Source organism: Xanthobacter flavus (assembly GCF_017875275.1).
In the GTDB taxonomy this organism is placed as follows: domain Bacteria; phylum Pseudomonadota; class Alphaproteobacteria; order Rhizobiales; family Xanthobacteraceae; genus Xanthobacter; species Xanthobacter flavus_A.
On sequence record NZ_JAGGML010000001.1, the window covers coordinates 3,380,472 to 3,397,312 of the forward strand.

The 16,841-nt window shown below is 67.2% G+C and carries 16 protein-coding genes and 1 tRNA gene; 5 read left to right on the top strand and 12 right to left on the bottom strand.

Annotated features, from left to right (window positions below; all coding sequences use genetic code 11):
• Positions 1-159 precede the first annotated feature (159 nt).
• Positions 160-236 (top strand) — tRNA-Arg (locus tag J2126_RS16065).
• 476 nt (positions 237-712) lie between these two features.
• Here the strand turns inward: J2126_RS16065 and J2126_RS16070 are convergent.
• Positions 713-1,483 carry a siderophore-interacting protein gene (locus J2126_RS16070; protein ID WP_209487902.1) on the bottom strand — a complete coding sequence of 257 codons (771 nt, stop codon included), beginning with the start codon at positions 1,481-1,483 and terminating at the stop codon, positions 713-715.
• Between the two features lie 23 nt (positions 1,484-1,506).
• Positions 1,507-2,355 carry an MFS transporter gene (locus tag J2126_RS16075; RefSeq protein ID WP_209487903.1) on the bottom strand — a complete coding sequence of 283 codons (849 nt, stop codon included), beginning with the start codon at positions 2,353-2,355 and terminating at the stop codon, positions 1,507-1,509.
• Between the two features lie 172 nt (positions 2,356-2,527).
• Between J2126_RS16075 and J2126_RS16080 the strand changes: the two genes are divergently transcribed.
• Positions 2,528-3,430 (top strand): LysR family transcriptional regulator, encoded by a 903-nt coding sequence (locus J2126_RS16080; RefSeq protein WP_245327957.1) that lies wholly within the window; start codon positions 2,528-2,530, stop codon positions 3,428-3,430.
• Here J2126_RS16080 and hpaI read toward each other — a convergent pair.
• From hpaI to J2126_RS16100, 4 genes are read right to left on the bottom strand one after another with little or no spacing between them, the layout of a single operon-like run.
• On the bottom strand, positions 3,427-4,188 hold the full coding sequence (gene hpaI / locus J2126_RS16085) for a 4-hydroxy-2-oxoheptanedioate aldolase (RefSeq protein WP_209487905.1): 762 nt from the start codon (positions 4,186-4,188) through the stop codon (positions 3,427-3,429). The two genes, J2126_RS16080 and hpaI, sit on opposite strands and share 4 nt — an antisense overlap.
• Before the next feature lie 9 nt (positions 4,189-4,197).
• Positions 4,198-4,980, bottom strand: a complete 783-nt coding sequence (gene hpaH / locus J2126_RS16090; RefSeq protein WP_209487906.1) for a 2-oxo-hept-4-ene-1,7-dioate hydratase — start codon at positions 4,978-4,980, stop codon at positions 4,198-4,200.
• Between the two features lie 22 nt (positions 4,981-5,002).
• The gene (locus J2126_RS16095) at positions 5,003-5,842 is read right to left on the bottom strand and encodes a cyclase family protein (RefSeq protein ID WP_209487907.1); all 840 of its coding nucleotides are present in this window, start codon (positions 5,840-5,842) and stop codon (positions 5,003-5,005) included.
• Positions 5,839-7,098 carry an MFS transporter gene (locus J2126_RS16100; RefSeq protein ID WP_209487908.1) on the bottom strand — a complete coding sequence of 420 codons (1,260 nt, stop codon included), beginning with the start codon at positions 7,096-7,098 and terminating at the stop codon, positions 5,839-5,841. The genes J2126_RS16095 and J2126_RS16100 overlap by 4 nt, the downstream gene beginning before the upstream one ends.
• A gap of 219 nt (positions 7,099-7,317) precedes the next feature.
• Between J2126_RS16100 and J2126_RS16105 the strand changes: the two genes are divergently transcribed.
• Complete coding sequence (locus J2126_RS16105) at positions 7,318-8,214, top strand: LysR substrate-binding domain-containing protein (protein ID WP_209487909.1); 897 nt, start codon at positions 7,318-7,320, stop codon at positions 8,212-8,214.
• A gap of 247 nt (positions 8,215-8,461) precedes the next feature.
• Here J2126_RS16105 and J2126_RS16110 read toward each other — a convergent pair whose 3' ends face one another.
• Positions 8,462-9,367 (bottom strand): LysR family transcriptional regulator, encoded by a 906-nt coding sequence (locus J2126_RS16110; protein WP_209487910.1) that lies wholly within the window; start codon positions 9,365-9,367, stop codon positions 8,462-8,464.
• Positions 9,368-9,542: 175 nt separating this feature from the next.
• Here J2126_RS16110 and J2126_RS16115 point away from each other — a divergent pair, with 175 nt between their 5' ends.
• Together J2126_RS16115 and J2126_RS16120 are read left to right on the top strand one after the other, a co-directional pair.
• Positions 9,543-10,535, top strand: a complete 993-nt coding sequence (locus J2126_RS16115; RefSeq protein ID WP_209487911.1) for an MBL fold metallo-hydrolase — start codon at positions 9,543-9,545, stop codon at positions 10,533-10,535.
• A gap of 148 nt (positions 10,536-10,683) precedes the next feature.
• Positions 10,684-11,658 (top strand): aldo/keto reductase, encoded by a 975-nt coding sequence (locus tag J2126_RS16120; protein WP_432445341.1) that lies wholly within the window; start codon positions 10,684-10,686, stop codon positions 11,656-11,658.
• 194 nt (positions 11,659-11,852) lie between these two features.
• On the opposite strand, the gene J2126_RS16125 is transcribed toward J2126_RS16120, so the two are convergent.
• The 5 genes from J2126_RS16125 to J2126_RS16145 are packed head-to-tail and all read right to left on the bottom strand — an operon-like array spanning position 11,853 to position 16,769.
• Positions 11,853-12,698 carry a fumarylacetoacetate hydrolase family protein gene (locus J2126_RS16125; RefSeq protein WP_209487913.1) on the bottom strand — a complete coding sequence of 282 codons (846 nt, stop codon included), beginning with the start codon at positions 12,696-12,698 and terminating at the stop codon, positions 11,853-11,855.
• Between the two features lie 39 nt (positions 12,699-12,737).
• On the bottom strand, positions 12,738-13,475 hold the full coding sequence (locus J2126_RS16130) for an SDR family NAD(P)-dependent oxidoreductase (RefSeq protein ID WP_209487914.1): 738 nt from the start codon (positions 13,473-13,475) through the stop codon (positions 12,738-12,740).
• On the bottom strand, positions 13,472-14,734 hold the full coding sequence (locus tag J2126_RS16135; RefSeq protein ID WP_209487915.1) for an ABC transporter substrate-binding protein: 1,263 nt from the start codon (positions 14,732-14,734) through the stop codon (positions 13,472-13,474). The genes J2126_RS16130 and J2126_RS16135 overlap by 4 nt, the downstream gene beginning before the upstream one ends.
• A gap of 36 nt (positions 14,735-14,770) precedes the next feature.
• A complete protein-coding gene (locus tag J2126_RS16140; RefSeq protein WP_209487916.1) occupies positions 14,771-15,535 on the bottom strand; it encodes an acetoacetate decarboxylase family protein in 765 nt (254 codons plus the stop codon).
• 46 nt (positions 15,536-15,581) lie between these two features.
• Positions 15,582-16,769 (bottom strand): alpha-hydroxy acid oxidase, encoded by a 1,188-nt coding sequence (locus tag J2126_RS16145; RefSeq protein ID WP_209490225.1) that lies wholly within the window; start codon positions 16,767-16,769, stop codon positions 15,582-15,584.
• Positions 16,770-16,841 lie beyond the last annotated feature (72 nt).

A 16,841-nucleotide genomic window follows, 5' to 3' on the forward strand; every position in this document is an offset into this window, starting at 1 on the left:
AGGCGGACGCTTTGCAGCCTGCCGCTCATGCGATCCGGCGCAGGGGCCTTGCACCCTCCGGTGAAAAGGAGTAGCAGACGGGCCTCGCGGAATTCCAAGCCGCGAACGTCCCGGAAAGCTCCCCGCTTTCTCGACCGGCCCAGCCGGTCCCGGGCATAGGCGCCGGTAGCTCAGCTGGATAGAGCACCAGACTACGAATCTGGGGGTCGGGAGTTCGAATCTTCCCCGGCGCGCCACCTAAATTAAAGACAATAAACGATAATTTCCCCCGCATGCTCGGGTGCGTAAAGGCGTCCTGGCGCGGTCGGGTCATCACCGGGTCATCACCAGAAGCAGCGTTTGGACTGGCGTAGTTGGCTGTCTCGGATGAAGCTGGGCGGGCAGAGGCAGCCGGCTCATGCCGTCTCCTCCGGCACCCGATTGGCGTCCGGGCAGGACGATCGTGTATGCGACGACACCGCCGTGCCAGAGGCCGGAGCCTCAGCCGAATACCGAGAGCTTCACCCCCAAGCCGCATGGTGCAAGCGTGGGAAGCATCCCCCGCCTCAGCCGGAACATGGGCGAGCATGCCATTGCGGAGAGGGCGGGCGTTTGTCAGTCGACGGAGGAGAGCGCGGGTCGGTCTGGCCCGATGCCTTGCCACACGACCCGCTCTTCTGCCCGTCTAGTTGACGACAGACTGAGAGTCGCCATGTCGCCATCGTCGGTCGTTCTAACTGCCTTCGCTATCCCTGAAGTCGGACTCGCCGTTCTTCCAGTAGCCGGCAACGATGAGACGGTCGCGCGGCATGTTGCGATCAAGTTGGAAGTGGCGGCGCACCGATCGCACGACCGAGGCTTCGGCGGCGAACCACACAGTGCCTGAGTCGTGTGGGACCTCCGCCTCCGTCACCGCCTCGGCGAGCGTGGAGCGCTGTCCGGCATCGCCGCTGCCGCGCGGGAGCCAGGTGATCTCCACATCGGCCTTCGAGTGGATGATCTGGGCATCGGCGTCCTCGGGAATTTCCACGAAGGCATCGACGGAAAGCCCGGCCGGCAGGGCCTCGAGAATCGCGCCGATCGCCGGAAGCGCCGTTTCGTCGCCGCCGATCAGCAGATGCGAGACGTCCGGATCGAGCCGGAAGCCGCCGCGCGGGCCGGCGATCTGCACCACATCGCCGGGCGCCGCGTACTGCGCCCAGGTGGAGCAGGGGCCATCCCCATGCAGGACGAAATCGATGTCCATCTCGCACAGCGTCTCGCGGAAATGACGGATGGTGTAGGCGCGTCCGCTGGGCTTCCCGCCATCGGCCGTCGGCACGAAGACCTTGACCCACTGGGCCGGGCGGCGGACGGGAAAGTCCATCAGCGCCGTCGAGGCGAGGGTGATGCGCCGCATGTGCGGGCTCACCTCGGTGACCTTCCGGACCTCGGCGATCCTCAGCCGGCGTTCGGGCGGCACCGGGCGTTCGGTGCCCGCGAGGGCGGTGTTGTTCTGTTTCATTGGATAGGTCCTTGGTGACCGCGTCAGGCGCCACGTCCGCGCAGCGTGGTGAGGGAGAGAAGGAAGGCGGCAGCCGCCATGGACGCGGCGATGCGGAAGGCGAAGCGCATGGCATCCGTCACGAGGTCCGGGTTGGCGGTGGCCGTATCGCCGGCGACGCTGGCGAAGAGCGCGCCCATGAGCGAGGCGCCGGTGATGAGGCCGAGATTGCGGGCAAGGGCCAGCAGGCCGGAAACGAGGCCGCGCTGTTCGGGGCGCGCATCGGTCATCACGGCGGTGTTGTTCGGCGTCTGGAAGAAGGCGAGGCCAATGCTGATGAACAGGATGGCGACGATGTAGATGGCGACGCCGCCATCACGCGACACCCAGGACATGGCGAAAGCCCCGATGGCGAACAGCGCCAGCCCGATGACCATGGCGCGCCGTGGGCCGATGCGGTCGGCCAAGGTGCCGGCCGGCACGCCCATGATGGCTGCGGCGAGGGGACCGATCGTCATCACCAGGCCGACCATGCGGGTGTCGAGGCCGAGCGCCTTCGAGAGGAAGAACGGCCCCAGCACCAGGGTCGCCATGAAGACGGCGAGCCCCCACAGATAGAGGCGCTTCTTGCCGAGCTGGTCGCCGAAACGGCCCACGCCGACGATGAGGGCGGTGACGACGAGCAGATAGCTCACCACCACCCATTGGACGGCCCCGAAGTCCACGCCGAGGCTCTTCACCAAGGTGGGCAGGGCGACGTTGATGATGTTGGTGCCGAGCTGCGACAGCAGGATGGCAAGGCAAAGCCCGGTCAGCACCATGCCGGAATGGATGGGCCGGTGTGCGGCCGTGGCGTGCGGTTGGGCGGTGGGGGAAGAGGTTTGTCGGGTCATGTGGGATCCTGTCGAAAGGAGCGCGCAGGCGCGTTGAACTGGTCTTTCGATAGGGGCGGGCCTTGTTTGCATACAGTGCAATGTCGCTATTATATGAGTGCATCAGACGCACTGATGCGGAGGCGCCCTCTTGCCCGCCAAACCGACAAGACATCGTGTGCCGCCGCTCGACATGAACCTGCTGGTGACGCTCGACGCGCTTCTCTCGGAAGGCAGCGTCGTGGGGGCGGCGCAGCGGCTGAACCTCTCGCCGCCGGCCATGAGCCGCCAGCTCGCGCGCATTCGTCACCTCCTGGGCGATCCGGTGCTGGTGCGGGCGGGGCGGGGGCTCGTGCCGACCCCGCGTGCCGAGGGCCTGCGCGAGCGGCTGCGCGGCCTCGTGGCTGAGGCCGAGGCGCTGGTGCGGGGCGACGGGATCGAGCTTTCGACCCTTGAGCGCACCTTTGTCATCCGCGCCAATGACGGTTTCGTCGGCACCTTCGGCGCGACGCTGGCTTCAGTGGCTGCGCAGCAGGCGCCGCACGTCCGGCTGCGCTTCGCCCATCAGGACAAGGAGGATGTGGAGGCCCTGCGCGAGGGGCGGATCGACGCTGATGTGGGCGTCATCGGCGCCATGGGGCCGGAGATCCAGTTGCAGGCGCTGTTCTTCGACCGTTTCGTCGGAGTGGTGCGCCCAGGCCATCCGCTCGCCGGGGAGGTGACGCCGGAGCGGTTCGCTGCCTTTCCCCATGTCTCCGTCTCGCGCCGGGGCCGGTTTTCGGGACCCATTGACGTGGCGCTGGCCGCGCTGGGACTGCAGCGCTTCGTGGCCATTGCGGTCGCCAACTTCAACGATGCGCTGGCCATCGTGCGCACCTCTGACCACGTCGCCGCGGTGCCCGCCCGGCTGACGGAGCCGGCGCGTGCCGGCCTCCACAGCTTCGACCTGCCGGTGAAGACCGACGCGCTCGCCGTGTCACTTGCCTGGCATCCCCGCTTCGATGCCGACCCCGCCCACAAATGGCTGCGCGCGACCCTGCGGGCGGCCTGCAGTTCCCACGCTGCGAGGCGCCGCGGGCCCGCCGGACTTGGCTAGCGAAACGCCGAGAGCAACTGCTCCAAGTTCCGCGCGAGGATGCCCGCATCGACGCCGATAGCGGTGAACGTGGTACCGAGATCAATGCAGCGCTTCGCGAAGGCGGCATCGCCCGTGAGGATGCCCGCGGGTTTGCCGGCGGCGCGGATGTGGGAGACGGCATTTTCCACGGCGTCCACCACGCGGGTGTGCTTCAGGTCGCCCACGTGCCCGAGACTCGCCGCAAGGTCGCCGGGGCCGATGAAGATGCCGTCCACGCCTTCCACCGCAGCGATAGCCTCGATCTGGTCCAGCGCCTCCTGCGTCTCCACCTGCACCAGAAGACACAGTTCCCGCGCGGCCTCGCGGGCATAGTTCTTCACCCGGCCGAAGCGGGTGGCGCGGGTGAGCGCGGACACGCCCCTTATGCCATCGGGCGGATAGCGCGTGGCCGCGACAGCCGCGCGGGCTTCCTCGGCATTTTGCACATAGGGGATGAGCAGGCTCTGCGCGCCGATGTCGAGCAGGCGCTTGATGAGCACGGCGTCGTTGGCCGCCGGCCGCACCACCGGGGAGACGGGATAGGCCGACACCGCCTGCAATTGCGCGAGCACGGTCGTCAATTCGGCCGGGGAATGCTCCGTGTCGAGGAGCAGCCAGTCAAAACCGGCCCCGGCCACCACCTCGGTGGCGTAGGCGCTGGAGAGGGTGCACCAGAGGCCGAGCTGCTGGCGGCCCTCGATCAGGGCTGCCTTGAAGGCATTGCGGGGCAGGTCCATGGGAAGGCCTCAGGTGAAGGAGACGCTGATGGCGCCCACCGGTCCATAATCGGCCGTTATCACGTCGCCGGCGGCGACATCCACGGGGCGGGTGAAGGACCCGGCCAGCACGATCTGCCCCTTCTGGAGCTTCGCGCCCACGGCGGAGAGCTTGTTCACCAGCCAGGCGATCCCCGCCGCCGGATGGCCCATGATGGCGGCCGAGACGCCGCTCTCCTCGATGATGCCGTTCTTGCTCAGCGTCGCGCCCACCCAGCGGATGTCGATGTCCATGGGGCGGATGACGCGGCCGCCCACCACGATGGCGGCGAAGGCGGCATTGTCGGCGATGGTGTCGACGCTGGCGCGGGGAACCTCGGTGCGATAGTCGATGATCTCCAGCGCCGGCACGACGAACTCGGTGGCGCGCATCACGTCATAGATGCGCACGCCCGGCCCTTCGAGGTCCTCGCCCATCACGAAGGCCAGTTCCACCTCAAGGCGCGGCTTGATGAAGCGCGCGGCGGGGATCTGGGCGCCGTCATTGAACAGGGCGTCGTCGAGGATGCGGCCATAGTCCGGCTCGGTCATCTTCGAGGCCATCTGCATGGCGCGGGAGGTGAGGCCGATCTTGTGGCCGGCCACGCGGGCACCGTTGGCGATGCGCGCCTGCGCCCACAGATCCTGAACGCGGTAGGCGTCCTCGATCTCCATGTGCGGGAAGGTGCGGCTGAGCTGGACGACGGGCTTGCCCTCGCGCTCGGCCTTGAGAATCGATTCAGCGCCGAGACGGCGCTCCTCTTCGGTCATCATGGATGCGTGTTCCGGCGCGTGGTCACAGGAGGGCGAGGGGGCGGACCGGCGAGCCCGTGGCGCCGGTGATCCGCAGCGGCTGGGCGACGAAGGCGAAGGCGCCCTGGCCCGCCGCGCCCAGCTCGTCGAGGGTCAGGTTCTCGATGATGTGGATGCCGTTCTGGGCGATGAGGATCATGTGCACCTCCAACGTGATGTTGTGGTGGTTCATCACCTCGAAAGCCGACGTATCGGAGCCCACGGAGAACGGCTTGCGCGCCGCGAGCCAGCGCCCGCCATCGACGCCCGGTCCCGGCGCGCCGGCGGAATCAAGGCCGAGATATTTCGGCGAATCCTGCCAGTAGGCCGCCCAGCCGGTGCGCACCAGCACCACGTCCCCTTCCCCCACCCGCGTGCCGGACGCGGCCTCGGCCGCCTCCAGCTCCGCGACGGTGATCTCGTGGGCGGGATCGAGCGCGTCCACGCCCAGCGCGCGCGCCACATCGAGCAGCACGCCACGCCGGAAAATGGGGGCGATGGTTTCCGCCCCGTGCACCTTGAACAGGCCTGTGCCCTGCTGCTCGCGGCCCGCATCATATTTGCCGTAGAGCGCGCCATGCTCGGAGACGTGGCACAGGGCATCGATGTGGGTGGACGAGTGGGTGCTCGTCACCATCAGCTCGTTCGACGAGGAATGGCCACAAGAGCGCAGCACGTCGCCGTGCCGGTTGTTGAGGGTGATGTGGAAGGGCGGATGCGCCGGGTGAATGGGCATGCCCTTCTGCATCGGGTGGCTGAGGTCGATCCGGCGGGCAGCCTGCGCGGCCTTCAGCCAGTCGTCGAAATCGAAGCTGCGGGACGGCGCGGGAGTGACGGCATTCATTGGAGCTTGGCTCCCTTCGTCTCAGGCAGGAAGATGAGGACGATGAGGCCGGCGATGAGGAAGAAGCCGGCGGTGAAGGCGAGGGCTCCCGAGAGGCCGTAGCCCGCCGAGAGGAAGCCCACCATCATGGGGGCGAGGGCGCTCACCGCGCGTCCCGCGTTGTAGATGAAGCCCTGCGCCGTGGCCCGCACATTGGTGGGGAAGAGCTCGGCGAAGGTGGGGGCAAACCCGGAATAGAAGCCGGTGCCGAAGAAGGCCACCACTGGGCCGAAGGCCAGCAGCACCGTGGGGCTCGAGATCATCGTGTAGGCCGGCACCGCGATGGCCGACAGCACGAAGTAGACTATGAAGGCCACCTTGCGGCCCAGCGAATCCGCCACATAACCGAAGGAAATGAAGCCGAGCGCCGCGCCCACCTGCATCACCACGATCCAGGTGGTGGACTTCACGAGATCGAGACCGGGGCCGCCATTGGCCACGGGGGTCGCGAGCCAGGTGGGAATCCAGGTGAACAGGCCCCAGTAGCCGCACATGGCCGCCGCCGTGAAGGCGAAGCACACCAGCGTGCTGCGCCCGTGCTCGCCGCTCAGCATCTTGACCGTCTCCATGAAGGTCAGGCGGCGGGTCTGCTGCTTCCAGATTTCCGGCTCCGGCGTGTGGCGGCGGATCCAGAAGGCGAGGAGCGCCGGTGCGATGCCGAAGAAGAACACGCCGCGCCAGCCGATCACCGGCAGCAGCACCGCCGCGACGATGGCGGCGAGCGCGTAGCCCGACGCGAACGCGCTCTGCACCCAGGCCATCACCTTGCCGCGGTGCTGGGCCGGCCATGTCTCGGTGATGAGCGCGGCGCCCGCCGACCATTCACCGCCGACGCCGAGGCCGACCACCATGCGGAACAGAATCAGCTGCGCCACGCTCTGGGAGAAGCCGCACAGCAGCGTGCCCACCGAGTAGCACAGGATCGAGAGCACCATGGAGCGGGTGCGGCCGATGCGGTCGGCGAGGAAGCCGAAGACGAGACCGCCGAAAGCCGTGGCCACGAGGCTTGCCGAGGCGATCACGCCCGCCGTGGAGCGCTCCATGCCGAGGTCCGCGCTGATGTGGCTGATCAGCATCGCGAACAGCAACAGGTCCATGATGTCGAGGGCCCAGCCGAGATAGGCGGACCAGAACGACTGCCATTGGGCTTTGGTGGCGCCCACATACCAGCGTGTGCCGGCGGCCGCGGGGCGGCTGCCGGAAACATCGAGGCTCATCGGAATTCCTCCACGATTATTGCTTGCCGCGCCTTTTGCGCGGGCCTTTCCGCCTCGGCCATGAATTGCCTTGGCGGACAGGGCTTTGGACCTTGATAGGAATGGCGGGTGCGGGCCGCAATTGGTCAATTTTCAAGCGGGATGTGAGCGGAATTGACATGCACGCGGCGGAGCCCCATGCCTCAAGGCCATTTGTCCGTGGCCGCGTGTGAAATTGGAATGTCTCAACTCTATCGCTCCCTGCCGTCGCTCCAGACGCTGCGCTGCTTCGAGGCGGCGGCGCGGCTTGGCAGCTTCACGTCGGCGGCCGAGGAGATGTGCATCACCCACAGCGCCGTGAGCCACCAGATCCGCGCGATGGAGGAGGCCGTCGGCCAGCCGCTGTTCACGCGGCAGGGCAACCGCATGGCGCTGACCATGGTCGGCCGGAGTCTGGCCGCCGAGACCCGGCGTGCGCTCGACTATCTGAGCCAAGCCTATGCGGTCGCCCATGCGCAGGCGGTGCCGCGGCCCGAAATGCTGAACCTGTCACTCCAGGTGGCGCTGGCCGAGCATTTCCTGCTGCCCCGCCTCAACGCGTTCAAGCAGGTGCTCGGCCCGGTCGTGCTGCGCATGACGAGCCTGCCCGACCTCGAGGAAAAGTGCCCGGACGACACCGATATCGCCCTCGTCTACGGCACCGGGGACGTGCCCGGCATGATCGTGGAAAAGATCGTGGACGAAGAGGTGTTTCCGGTCTGCAGCCGCGCCTTCCTCGCGCGCTATCCCGACCTGTCGCTGGAGCGCATGCCCGAGGTGCCATTGCTGCTGCATTCCCAGGTGACGTGGAACCTGTGGCTTGAGAAGGCGGACCTGCCGATCCTCTATCCAACCCAGTCGACCCTGCTGGACGACATCGCCCTCACCATCCGTGGTGCGCTCGCCGGCCAGGGCATCGCCATGGCCCGCTCGCTGGTCGTGCGGGACTATCTGCGGACCGGCGAACTGGTCCGCCTGTTCGATCTCTCGGTGCCCGGCATCTTCTCCTATCACCTCGCCTGCCGCAGTCAGGACGTGCGCACGCAATACGCCGATCAGATCGCCTGGATCGTTGGCGAGATGCGCGCGCTGCGATAGTCACGGATTTGGTGCGAGATCGCCCCCGCCTGCCGGGGGGCGCCCAGTTCCCTCCGCAACCGCTGCAGCACTCGGGAAGGCGGCGACCGTCAGCAGGCCATTCGCGCGGCAATAGACCGAGAAGCTCCAGCTGGATCGCACCCGGACCGGCCTGACGGCGAGCGCGACACTCGATGGGCCGACATGCTTCCGCCCCTGGCGGGCATCGGCCGCTATTCGGTCCTCGTGAAGACAGACACAGGCGCTGTTACGCTTGGGCTTCCCACTCATAGCGCCTGACGAAATCGAGAAAGGCACGCATCGCAGCGCTCGGGAGGCGGCGGCTCGGATAGTACAGGAACCAGTGCGGCAATGCCGGGCTCCAATCGGGGAGGAGCTCGACGAGCCGGCCGTCCCGGATATGAGGTTTGGCATAGTCATCGAAGACATGCGCGATCCCTCTGCCGGCAAGCGCCGCCTGCAACTCGTTGTGCGCGGAGCTGACCAACAGCCGGCCGACAGGGGTTGCTTCAATCTCGTCATGTCCATTGGAAAACCGCCACGTGACCAGTGTGCCGCCGGGAAACCTGCGCCTGATGCAGTCGTGATCGATGAGGTCTTGTGGTGTCCGTGGATGGCCATGCTTTTCGACGTAATCCGGTGAGGCCACGATCGCATAGCGCAGCGGCGGGCCGAGCGGCAGCGCGATCATGTCCTGTGCCAGTTGATTGCCGAACCTCACGCCGGCATCGAAGCCTTGTTCCACAATGTCGATGACCGCCGCATCGCTGATGATGTCGATGTTCACCTCGCGATAAGCATCCATGAAATCGAACGCCAACGGGCAAAGAAAATGATCGACCGCCGGCGCCGGGGCGTTGATCCGAAGCGTTCCGGACGGCGTGTCCCGCAACTCGTCGACTTCCGCGATCGCCAGCCTGATGTCACTCAATGCGGGGGTCAATCGTTCGAGGAGGCGCTGTCCGGCTTGCGTGGGCGACACGCTCCTCGTCGTGCGATTGAGGAGCCGGATGCCCAGGGTCTCTTCGAGCGCGTTCATCGTTTGGCTCAGGGCCGATGACGACACGCCGCGCTCGAGCGCCGCAGCGCGGAAACCGCCACAGCGGACGATCGAGACGAACACGTCGAAGCTGTCCAGGCGGATCCGGTTCATTGCGAAGCAGGACTAATCAAGCTGATCGTGGGTGCGCACCTTATCGGCTCAATGGCCGCATGTCATGGTTGCCTTAAGGGTAACTGACGCGCGCCGCTGGCCGGTGTCCGCTCGCCGGCCCCTCCGGCCCTGCTGCTGGAATGAAGCACGTGCGTCCAACCGCAAGGGAAGACCGATGAATGCCTTCACCCTCAACCGACGCGCCATCATGCTGTCCGCCGTCGCAGGCGCATCGGGTGCGATCGTCCCTGTCATTGGCGGTTCCGGCAGCGCGAAGGCTAAGGCCGCACCCGCGCCGGATGGCAATTCCGGCTGCTACCGCTTCCGTGTCGGCGACATCCGGGCAACGGTCTTGAGTGACGGTGTCATTGGCGGCCCGCCGCGTGTCTATGCCAGCGATGCGCCCGAGGCGGAGCTCCAGGCGGTGCTCCGGCGCGCATTTCTCCCCACGGACCACATGACGCTTAATCTCAACACGCTGCTGATCGAAACCGGCGGCCGGCGGATACTGATCGAGGCTGGCGCGGGCAAGACGATGGGTCCGAATGGTGGCCGCATCTTTGAAAATCTGGCCGTAATCGGGCTCGGTCCTGCCGATATCGATGCGATCGTCATCTCGCACACCCATCCCGACCATGTGGGCAATCTGAGAACGGCGGACGGCGGCAAAGCCTTCCCCCGCGCCATCGTCTTAGTGCCGAAGGCGGACTGGGATTTCTTCGTCCGCACCGACCCCGATCTCTCCTACATGCCGGTCCCGCAGGATTTCCGCGTGCGCTTCGCGTCGGCCATCAAGACCAGCCTTGAGCCGGTGAAGAACGATGTCACGCTCTATGGAGCCGGCGCCGAGATCCTGCCCGGCCTCACGACCATCGCCGCATCCGGCCATACGCCCGGAATGGCCACGTTTCTCGTCCATTCCGGCAACGACCAACTGCTCCTGACGGCCGACCTCGCCTATCACCCCGTCGTCAACATTGACCGGCCCTGGGTCCCGGGCCCGGACCGCGACAAGGACACGGCCCTTGCCTCCCGCCGGCGCATCTTCGACCGGGCGGCGGCGGATCGCGTACCCGTGCTCGGCTTCCACTTTCCGTTTCCTGGCCTCGGCCGGCTGCTCAAGACCGATGGCGCCTACGTCTGGGTGCCGGCCAATTGGCAATTTTGACGCTCGGGACAGAGGAGGACCTCATGAACCAGTCCAAGATCAACCGACGCGGTTTCCCGGCACGATGGGCGCGGCGGCAACAGGGCTCGGCCTCGCCACGCAGGCCAATGCCGAGACCCAGGGGACAGCACAGACCCAGGGGACAGGGGTGGCCTCGCCCGCTTCCGGTCCCAGCCCGGCTGCGTTGACCCGCACCCTGCCGCGCACGGGCGAGCAGCTCACGGCGCTCGGCCTCGGTACCTTCCTGACCTTCGATCTGAAGCCCGGCGCGCGCCGCGACGCTTTGCGTCAAGTATTCGAGCGGTATGTTGCCGCGGGCGGCCCCGTCGTCGACACCTCGCCGCTCTATGGCTCGGCCGAGGGCAGTGTCGGTCAGTTCATGGGGGAGTATGCGGGATCGGACGGGATGTTCCTCGCCAACAAGGTCTGGGCCACCGGAGAATATCTCGGTCATGAGAGCCATGCCGAGGATAGCCTGCGGCAGTCGCGGCTGCGCACCTGGCGCGACACGATCAATATGATGCAATGCCACAGCATCACCAACGCGCCCGTCATCATCCCCCTGATGAAGGCCTGGAAGCGGGAGGGCCTGATCCGCCACGTGGGCGTGACCCACCACGAATCGGCGGCGCAGGACCAGCTGACCACCATAGTGGAACGCGACGATGTGGACTTCGTCCAGACCGACTATTCGATCTTCAACCGCACGGCCGAGAGCCGCCTGCTCCCGGCGGCGGCCGACAAGGGCATGGGCGTGCTCATCAATCTGCCGCTCGAGAAGGCGCGCCTGATGAAGTTGGTCGAAGGACGGCCGCTGCCGGGCTTCGCGCAAGAGTTCGGCGTCACCAGCTGGGCGCAATTCTTCCTGAAGTGGGTCATGGCGCATCCTTCCGTCACGACCGTACTGTGCGGCACATCGAATCCCGACCACATGGGCGACAATGTCCAGGCCATGAGCGGTCCGCTGCCCGACCAGCGTATGCGCGCCCGCATGGTCGCGCATATGGAGACAATTCCCGGCTTTGGCTCCATCAGCACCATGCCTTGGTATCCCGGCAAGGAGACCTTGTACCAAGGCCTGGTCCGGGAGGCACAAGCTAAGGCCGTCCAGCGCCTGCAATGATCGTTGGCGTCCCGCCAATGGGCGAGGCTTGCGAGCGGGTCAGGCCTGCGTGACAGGGTGAGACCCGCCGGGTTCGGCGGGGAGGGGCATCGCCGCGCGTCGTCCTGGTTTCGTGCATTCTGCTGTGGAGCGCGATGACGATGCTCGGTGGCTTCGTCGCGAGCCTTGAGCTGCTGCCTGCCTTCTGCCACCCCTCACCTGTGGGCGGTTATCTCCTGCCGCTGCCGGCCAAGCCCAGCGATTTCAAGTTCCACGACGTCCCCCGGGCGCAGCCATACCGGCTCGGGCTTCATCCCCATGCCGACACCGGGCGGGGTGCCGGTGGCGATGATGTCGCCGGGCAGGAGCGTCATGTAGCGGCTGCAATAGGCGATGAGCTCCCGGACGCCGAAGATCATCGTGCGGGTGTTGCCGGACTGCATGCGCCGGCCGTTCACGTCGAGCCGCATGTCGAGGTCCTGCGGATCGGGCACCTCATCCTTGGTGACGAGGAACGGCCCGACGGGGCCGAACGTGTCGCAGCCCTTGCCCTTGTCCCACTGGGACGACTGCATCTGGAAAGCGCGCTCGGACACGTCGTTCACCACGCAATAGCCGGCGACGTAGGCGAGCGCATCGTCTTCGTCTACGTAACGGGCGGTGGTGCCGATCACCACGCCCAGTTCGACTTCCCAGTCGAGCCGTGTGGAGTGCGGCGGCTGGATGATGGGATCGTCCGGCCCGGAAAGGGCGGACGGCGCCTTCAGGAAGATGATCGGCTCGCTCGGCACCGCCATGCCGGCTTCGGCCGCGTGGTCCGAATAATTCAGCCCGATGCAGATGAACTTGCTCATGCCGGCGAAGGGCACGCCGAGGCGGGGCTCGCCCTCCACCAGCGGCAGGGTGGCAGGATCAATCGCGGCGAGGGCGGCGAGCCCCTCGGGCGACAGTTCGCGCGGGCCGATATCCGGGCGGACGCCGGAGAGATCGCGCAACCGGCCGTCGCGGTCGACAAGGGCCGGCATCTCGGCGCCGGGAGCACCAAAGCGGCAGAGCTTCATGGCTGTCATCCTCGAAAAAAGGGCAAGGACCGATGGGGTTCAGGGGACCGTGGCGCCGGCATCCACCGTCCAGGCGGCGCCATTGACGTGGGCGGCTTCCGGCGAGAGGAGGAAGGCGACGACCGCCGCCACGTCCTCCGGCGTGCCATAGGTGGCGGTGCCCGCCCTGCGAATGCCGCCGGCGGCCGCCGCCTTCTCGTCCAGCGCATGGATCATCCGTGTGTCCACGGGTCCGGGCAGGACGGCATTGACGCGGATGGCGGTGCCCGCGACATCCAGGGCTGCGACGCGGGTGAGGCCGAGCACCGCGTGCTTGCTCGCCACATATCCGGCGAGCCCTGGACGTCCCCGGATGGCGGAGGTGGAGGCCGTGGTGACCACCGCGCCCCGCCCCCTCGGCCGCATCCGCGCCAGCACGTGCTTGAGCCCGAGGAAGACGCCGCGCACATTCACCGCCATCACGGCATCGAAGGCATCGTCCGGGTAGTCGAAGATGGGTGCGACCGCCCCCTCGATGCCGGCATTGTTGGCGAACAGATCGATGGGACCGAGCTGCCCCTCGGTCTCGGCGACGAAGGCCGCGACCTCCGCCGGCGACGAGACGTCGGCCGCGAGGAAAAGGGCGGTGCGACCCGCCCCTTCCACGAGCCGGGCCGTCTCGGCCCCGAGCGCCCCGTCGCGGTCGATCACCGCCACGTCATGGCCTGCGGCGGCCAGCCGCAGCGCGATGGCGCGGCCGATGCCGCCGCCACCGCCCGTGACCAGCGCGACGCTCACGACTTGACCAGCGAACAGCCGCCTTCCGACAGCGGACGCCACACCTGCTCCGGCGGAATGGACTTCACCACCGTGTAATAGTCCCACGGATACTTGGATTCGGCCGGCGTCTTCACCTGGAACAGGAACATGGGGTGGATCTTGCGGCCGTCGACGCGGATCGAGCCTTTGCCGAACAGCGGATCGTCGGTGGGCAGCGCCTTCATCTTGTCCACCACCGCCACGCCGTCCGTGGCCCCGCCAACGGCGGATACGGCCTTGAGATAGTGCAGGGTCGAGGCATAGGCCCCGGCGTGCAGCGCGCTCGGATAGCGCCCGTCGTTGCGCGGCGCGAAGCGCTTGGTCCAGGCGCGGGTACCCTCGTTCAGGTCCCAATAGAAGGACTCCGTGAACTGGAGCCCCTGGGCCACCTTGAGCCCCAGCGAGTGGACATCGGTGACGTAGAGCACGGTGGCCACCAGGCGCTGCCCGCTCTGCGGGATGCCGAACTCCACCGCCTGCTTGATGGAATTGATGGTGTCGCCGCCGGCATTGATGAGGCCGACCACCTGCGCGCCCGACGCCTGCGCCTGCAGCAGGAAGGAGGAGAAATCCTGCGTATTGAGCGGCGCGCGGACGCCGCCGATCACCTTGCCGCCGGTCCGGGCGACCACGTTCCTGACGTCCTGCTCCATGGCATGGCCGAAGGCATAGTCGGCGGTGAGCGTGAACCAGTTCTTGCCGCCGGATTCCACCACCGCGGTGGCGGCGCCGGTGGCCAGGGCATAGGTGTCGTAGGTCCAATGCACCGTATTGGGCGAGCAAGCCTTTCCGGTGAGGTCCGAGGAGGAAGGACCGGAGGCGATCATCACCTTGTTCTTCTCGCGCGCGATGGAGGCCACGGCGAGCGCGACGGCCGAGTTCGGCACGTCCACGATCATGTCGACACCCTCGGTGTCGAACCACTTGCGGGCGATGCCGGCTGCGACATCGGCCTTGTTCTGGTGATCGGCAGCGATCACCTCCACCTTGAGCGGCTTGCCGGCCGCGTTGAAATCCTCGACCGCCATCTGGGTCGCGACCACCGAGCCTTTGCCGGTCACGTCCGCATAGAGGCTGGACATGTCGGTGAGCACGCCGATCTTGATCGTCTTCTGGTCCTGCGCGAGGGCGAGGCCCGGCATCGCCAACATCAGCGCGCCGGCGGCTACCAGGGCTCGGCGTGAGGGCGATGGCGGGCGCCGGAGCCGGGCGAGGGTCTCGTCTGTGGTTCGGGTCATGGATAGTCCTCCCTTCGTTTTTGTTCTGGTGGCAGCTCAGGGAATGAGCCGCTTGAGCAGACGACGGTCCTCCACCGCAAAGCCGCCGCCGTATACGTCGGAGACCATGAACTGGGCGGAGAGGACTTCCGGCTCCAGCTCGGTCAGCGGATCGAAGGCACTCGCGTGCAGGTTCATGACCGCGCGGCCGGCGACAGGCGCGGAATAGGCGATGGGCGTGCGGCGGTAGACGACGTCGGCATAGGCCGTCTCCAGCCGCTCGGGGTGCGGCAGACGGCGCACATGGATTTCGCCGCCGGGCTGCTCGGCGCCGTCCACGAGCCGCACGACGGGGGCCTCGGGGTCCGGCGTGAACGACACTTCCGCGAGCGGCACGCCGCGCCGGATCACCGCGCTTTCGATGGCGCCGGTCTCGGCCTCGTCAAAGCGATAGGTGCAGTCCTTCTTGGTGTATCCGAACAGCTCGCGGCCGGCCGCGATGCCCATGGGGTCGGAGCAGTACATGTAGATGTGCGTCTGGGTGAACAGGTCCTCGTAGCGCACCGCCACCGTGACCATGAGGTCGAACATGCGGCCCTGGTGGAGCGACAGCGTGTGTCCCGGCGAGGCCATGAAGCGGAAAGCGACCCGGTCGTTCACCAGCTCGAACGGCGTGTCCGCGAGCAGAGCCCGCGTCTTCGCGGGATCGACGCGGGTCATCACCTCCAGCGTGCGCAAGGCGCATTCCCACTCCACCGGATAGGCCGGGGAATAAGGCGGGTTGACCCCGCTGCCGGGGTGCATCTGATACTTGCCGAACATCGGTCCTCTCCTTTTATGGCTTGCCCTGGCGCGCGGGGCTTGTCGTTCAGACGGGCGCCGCAAGGCGCGCGGCGGGTTCGGAATAAGCGGGCGCGTCCAGCAACGCGCGCGCGGCGTCGGCCGTGTCGGTGATGCCGCACAGGGCCATGGTCAGGTCGAGTTCCCGGCGGATGAGTTCGAGGCAGCGCGTCACTCCCGCCTCGCCCATGGCCCCGAGGCCGTAGAGAAACGCCCGGCCGATGAGCACGCCGCCTGCGCCCAGCGCCAGCGCCTTCAGCACGTCCTGTCCAGAGCGGACGCCGCCATCAAACAGCACCTCGGTGCGCGCGCCCACCGCCTCGGCGATAGCCGGCAGCGCGGAGATGCTGGACGGCGCTCCGTCGAGCTGGCGGCCGCCGTGGTTGGACACGACGATGGCATCCACCCCCGCGCGGGCAGCCGCCCGGGCGTCCTCGGGGTCCATGATGCCCTTCACGATGAGCTTGCGGTCCCAAAGGCGCCGCAGCCACCGCACGTGCTCCCAGCTGAGGGTCTGATCGAACTGCTCGGACACCCAGTGGGCCAGAGAGGAGGCATCGCTCACCCCCTCCACGTGGCCCACGATGTTGCGGAAGGTGCGCCGCTGCGTCCGCGCCATGTTCAGGCACCAGCGCGGCTTGGTGGCGAGGTTGACGAGATTGCGCAGCGTGGGGCGCGGCGGGGTCGAGAGCCCGTTCTTGATGTCGAGGTGGCGCTGGCCCTGCACGGGCAAATCCATGGTGAGCACCAGCGCCGAGCAGCCTGCGTCATGGGCGCGGGCGACGAGCCGTTCCATGAAGGCCCGGTCCTTCATCAGATAGAGCTGGAACCAGAAGGGGCGCGAAGTGTGGGCGGCGACGTCCTCGATGGAGCATACACTGACGGTGGACAGGGTGAAGGGCACGCCGAACCGCTCCGCGGCGCGCGCGGCGAGAATCTCCCCGTCCGCCCACTGCATCCCGGCAAGACCGGTCGGGGCGAGCGCCACCGGCATGGCGACATCCTCGCCCAGCATGCGGCCGGAGAGGCTGCGCCGGGAGATGTCGATGCCGACGCGCTGGCGCAGGCGAATGGCAGCAAGGCCTTGCTCATTCGCGCGGTAGGTTGCACCGGTCCAGGAGCCGCAATCCACGTAGTCGTAGAACATGCGCGGCACCCGGCGGGCGGCCAGGCGGCGAAGGTCCTCGACCGAGGTGATGGGCGCGTCCGGGAAGATCACTCTAGCTGTCCTGAGGCGTGGCCAAAAACGTACTTTGGATTCAAAGTACGTTTTATGTTAGAAGCCATG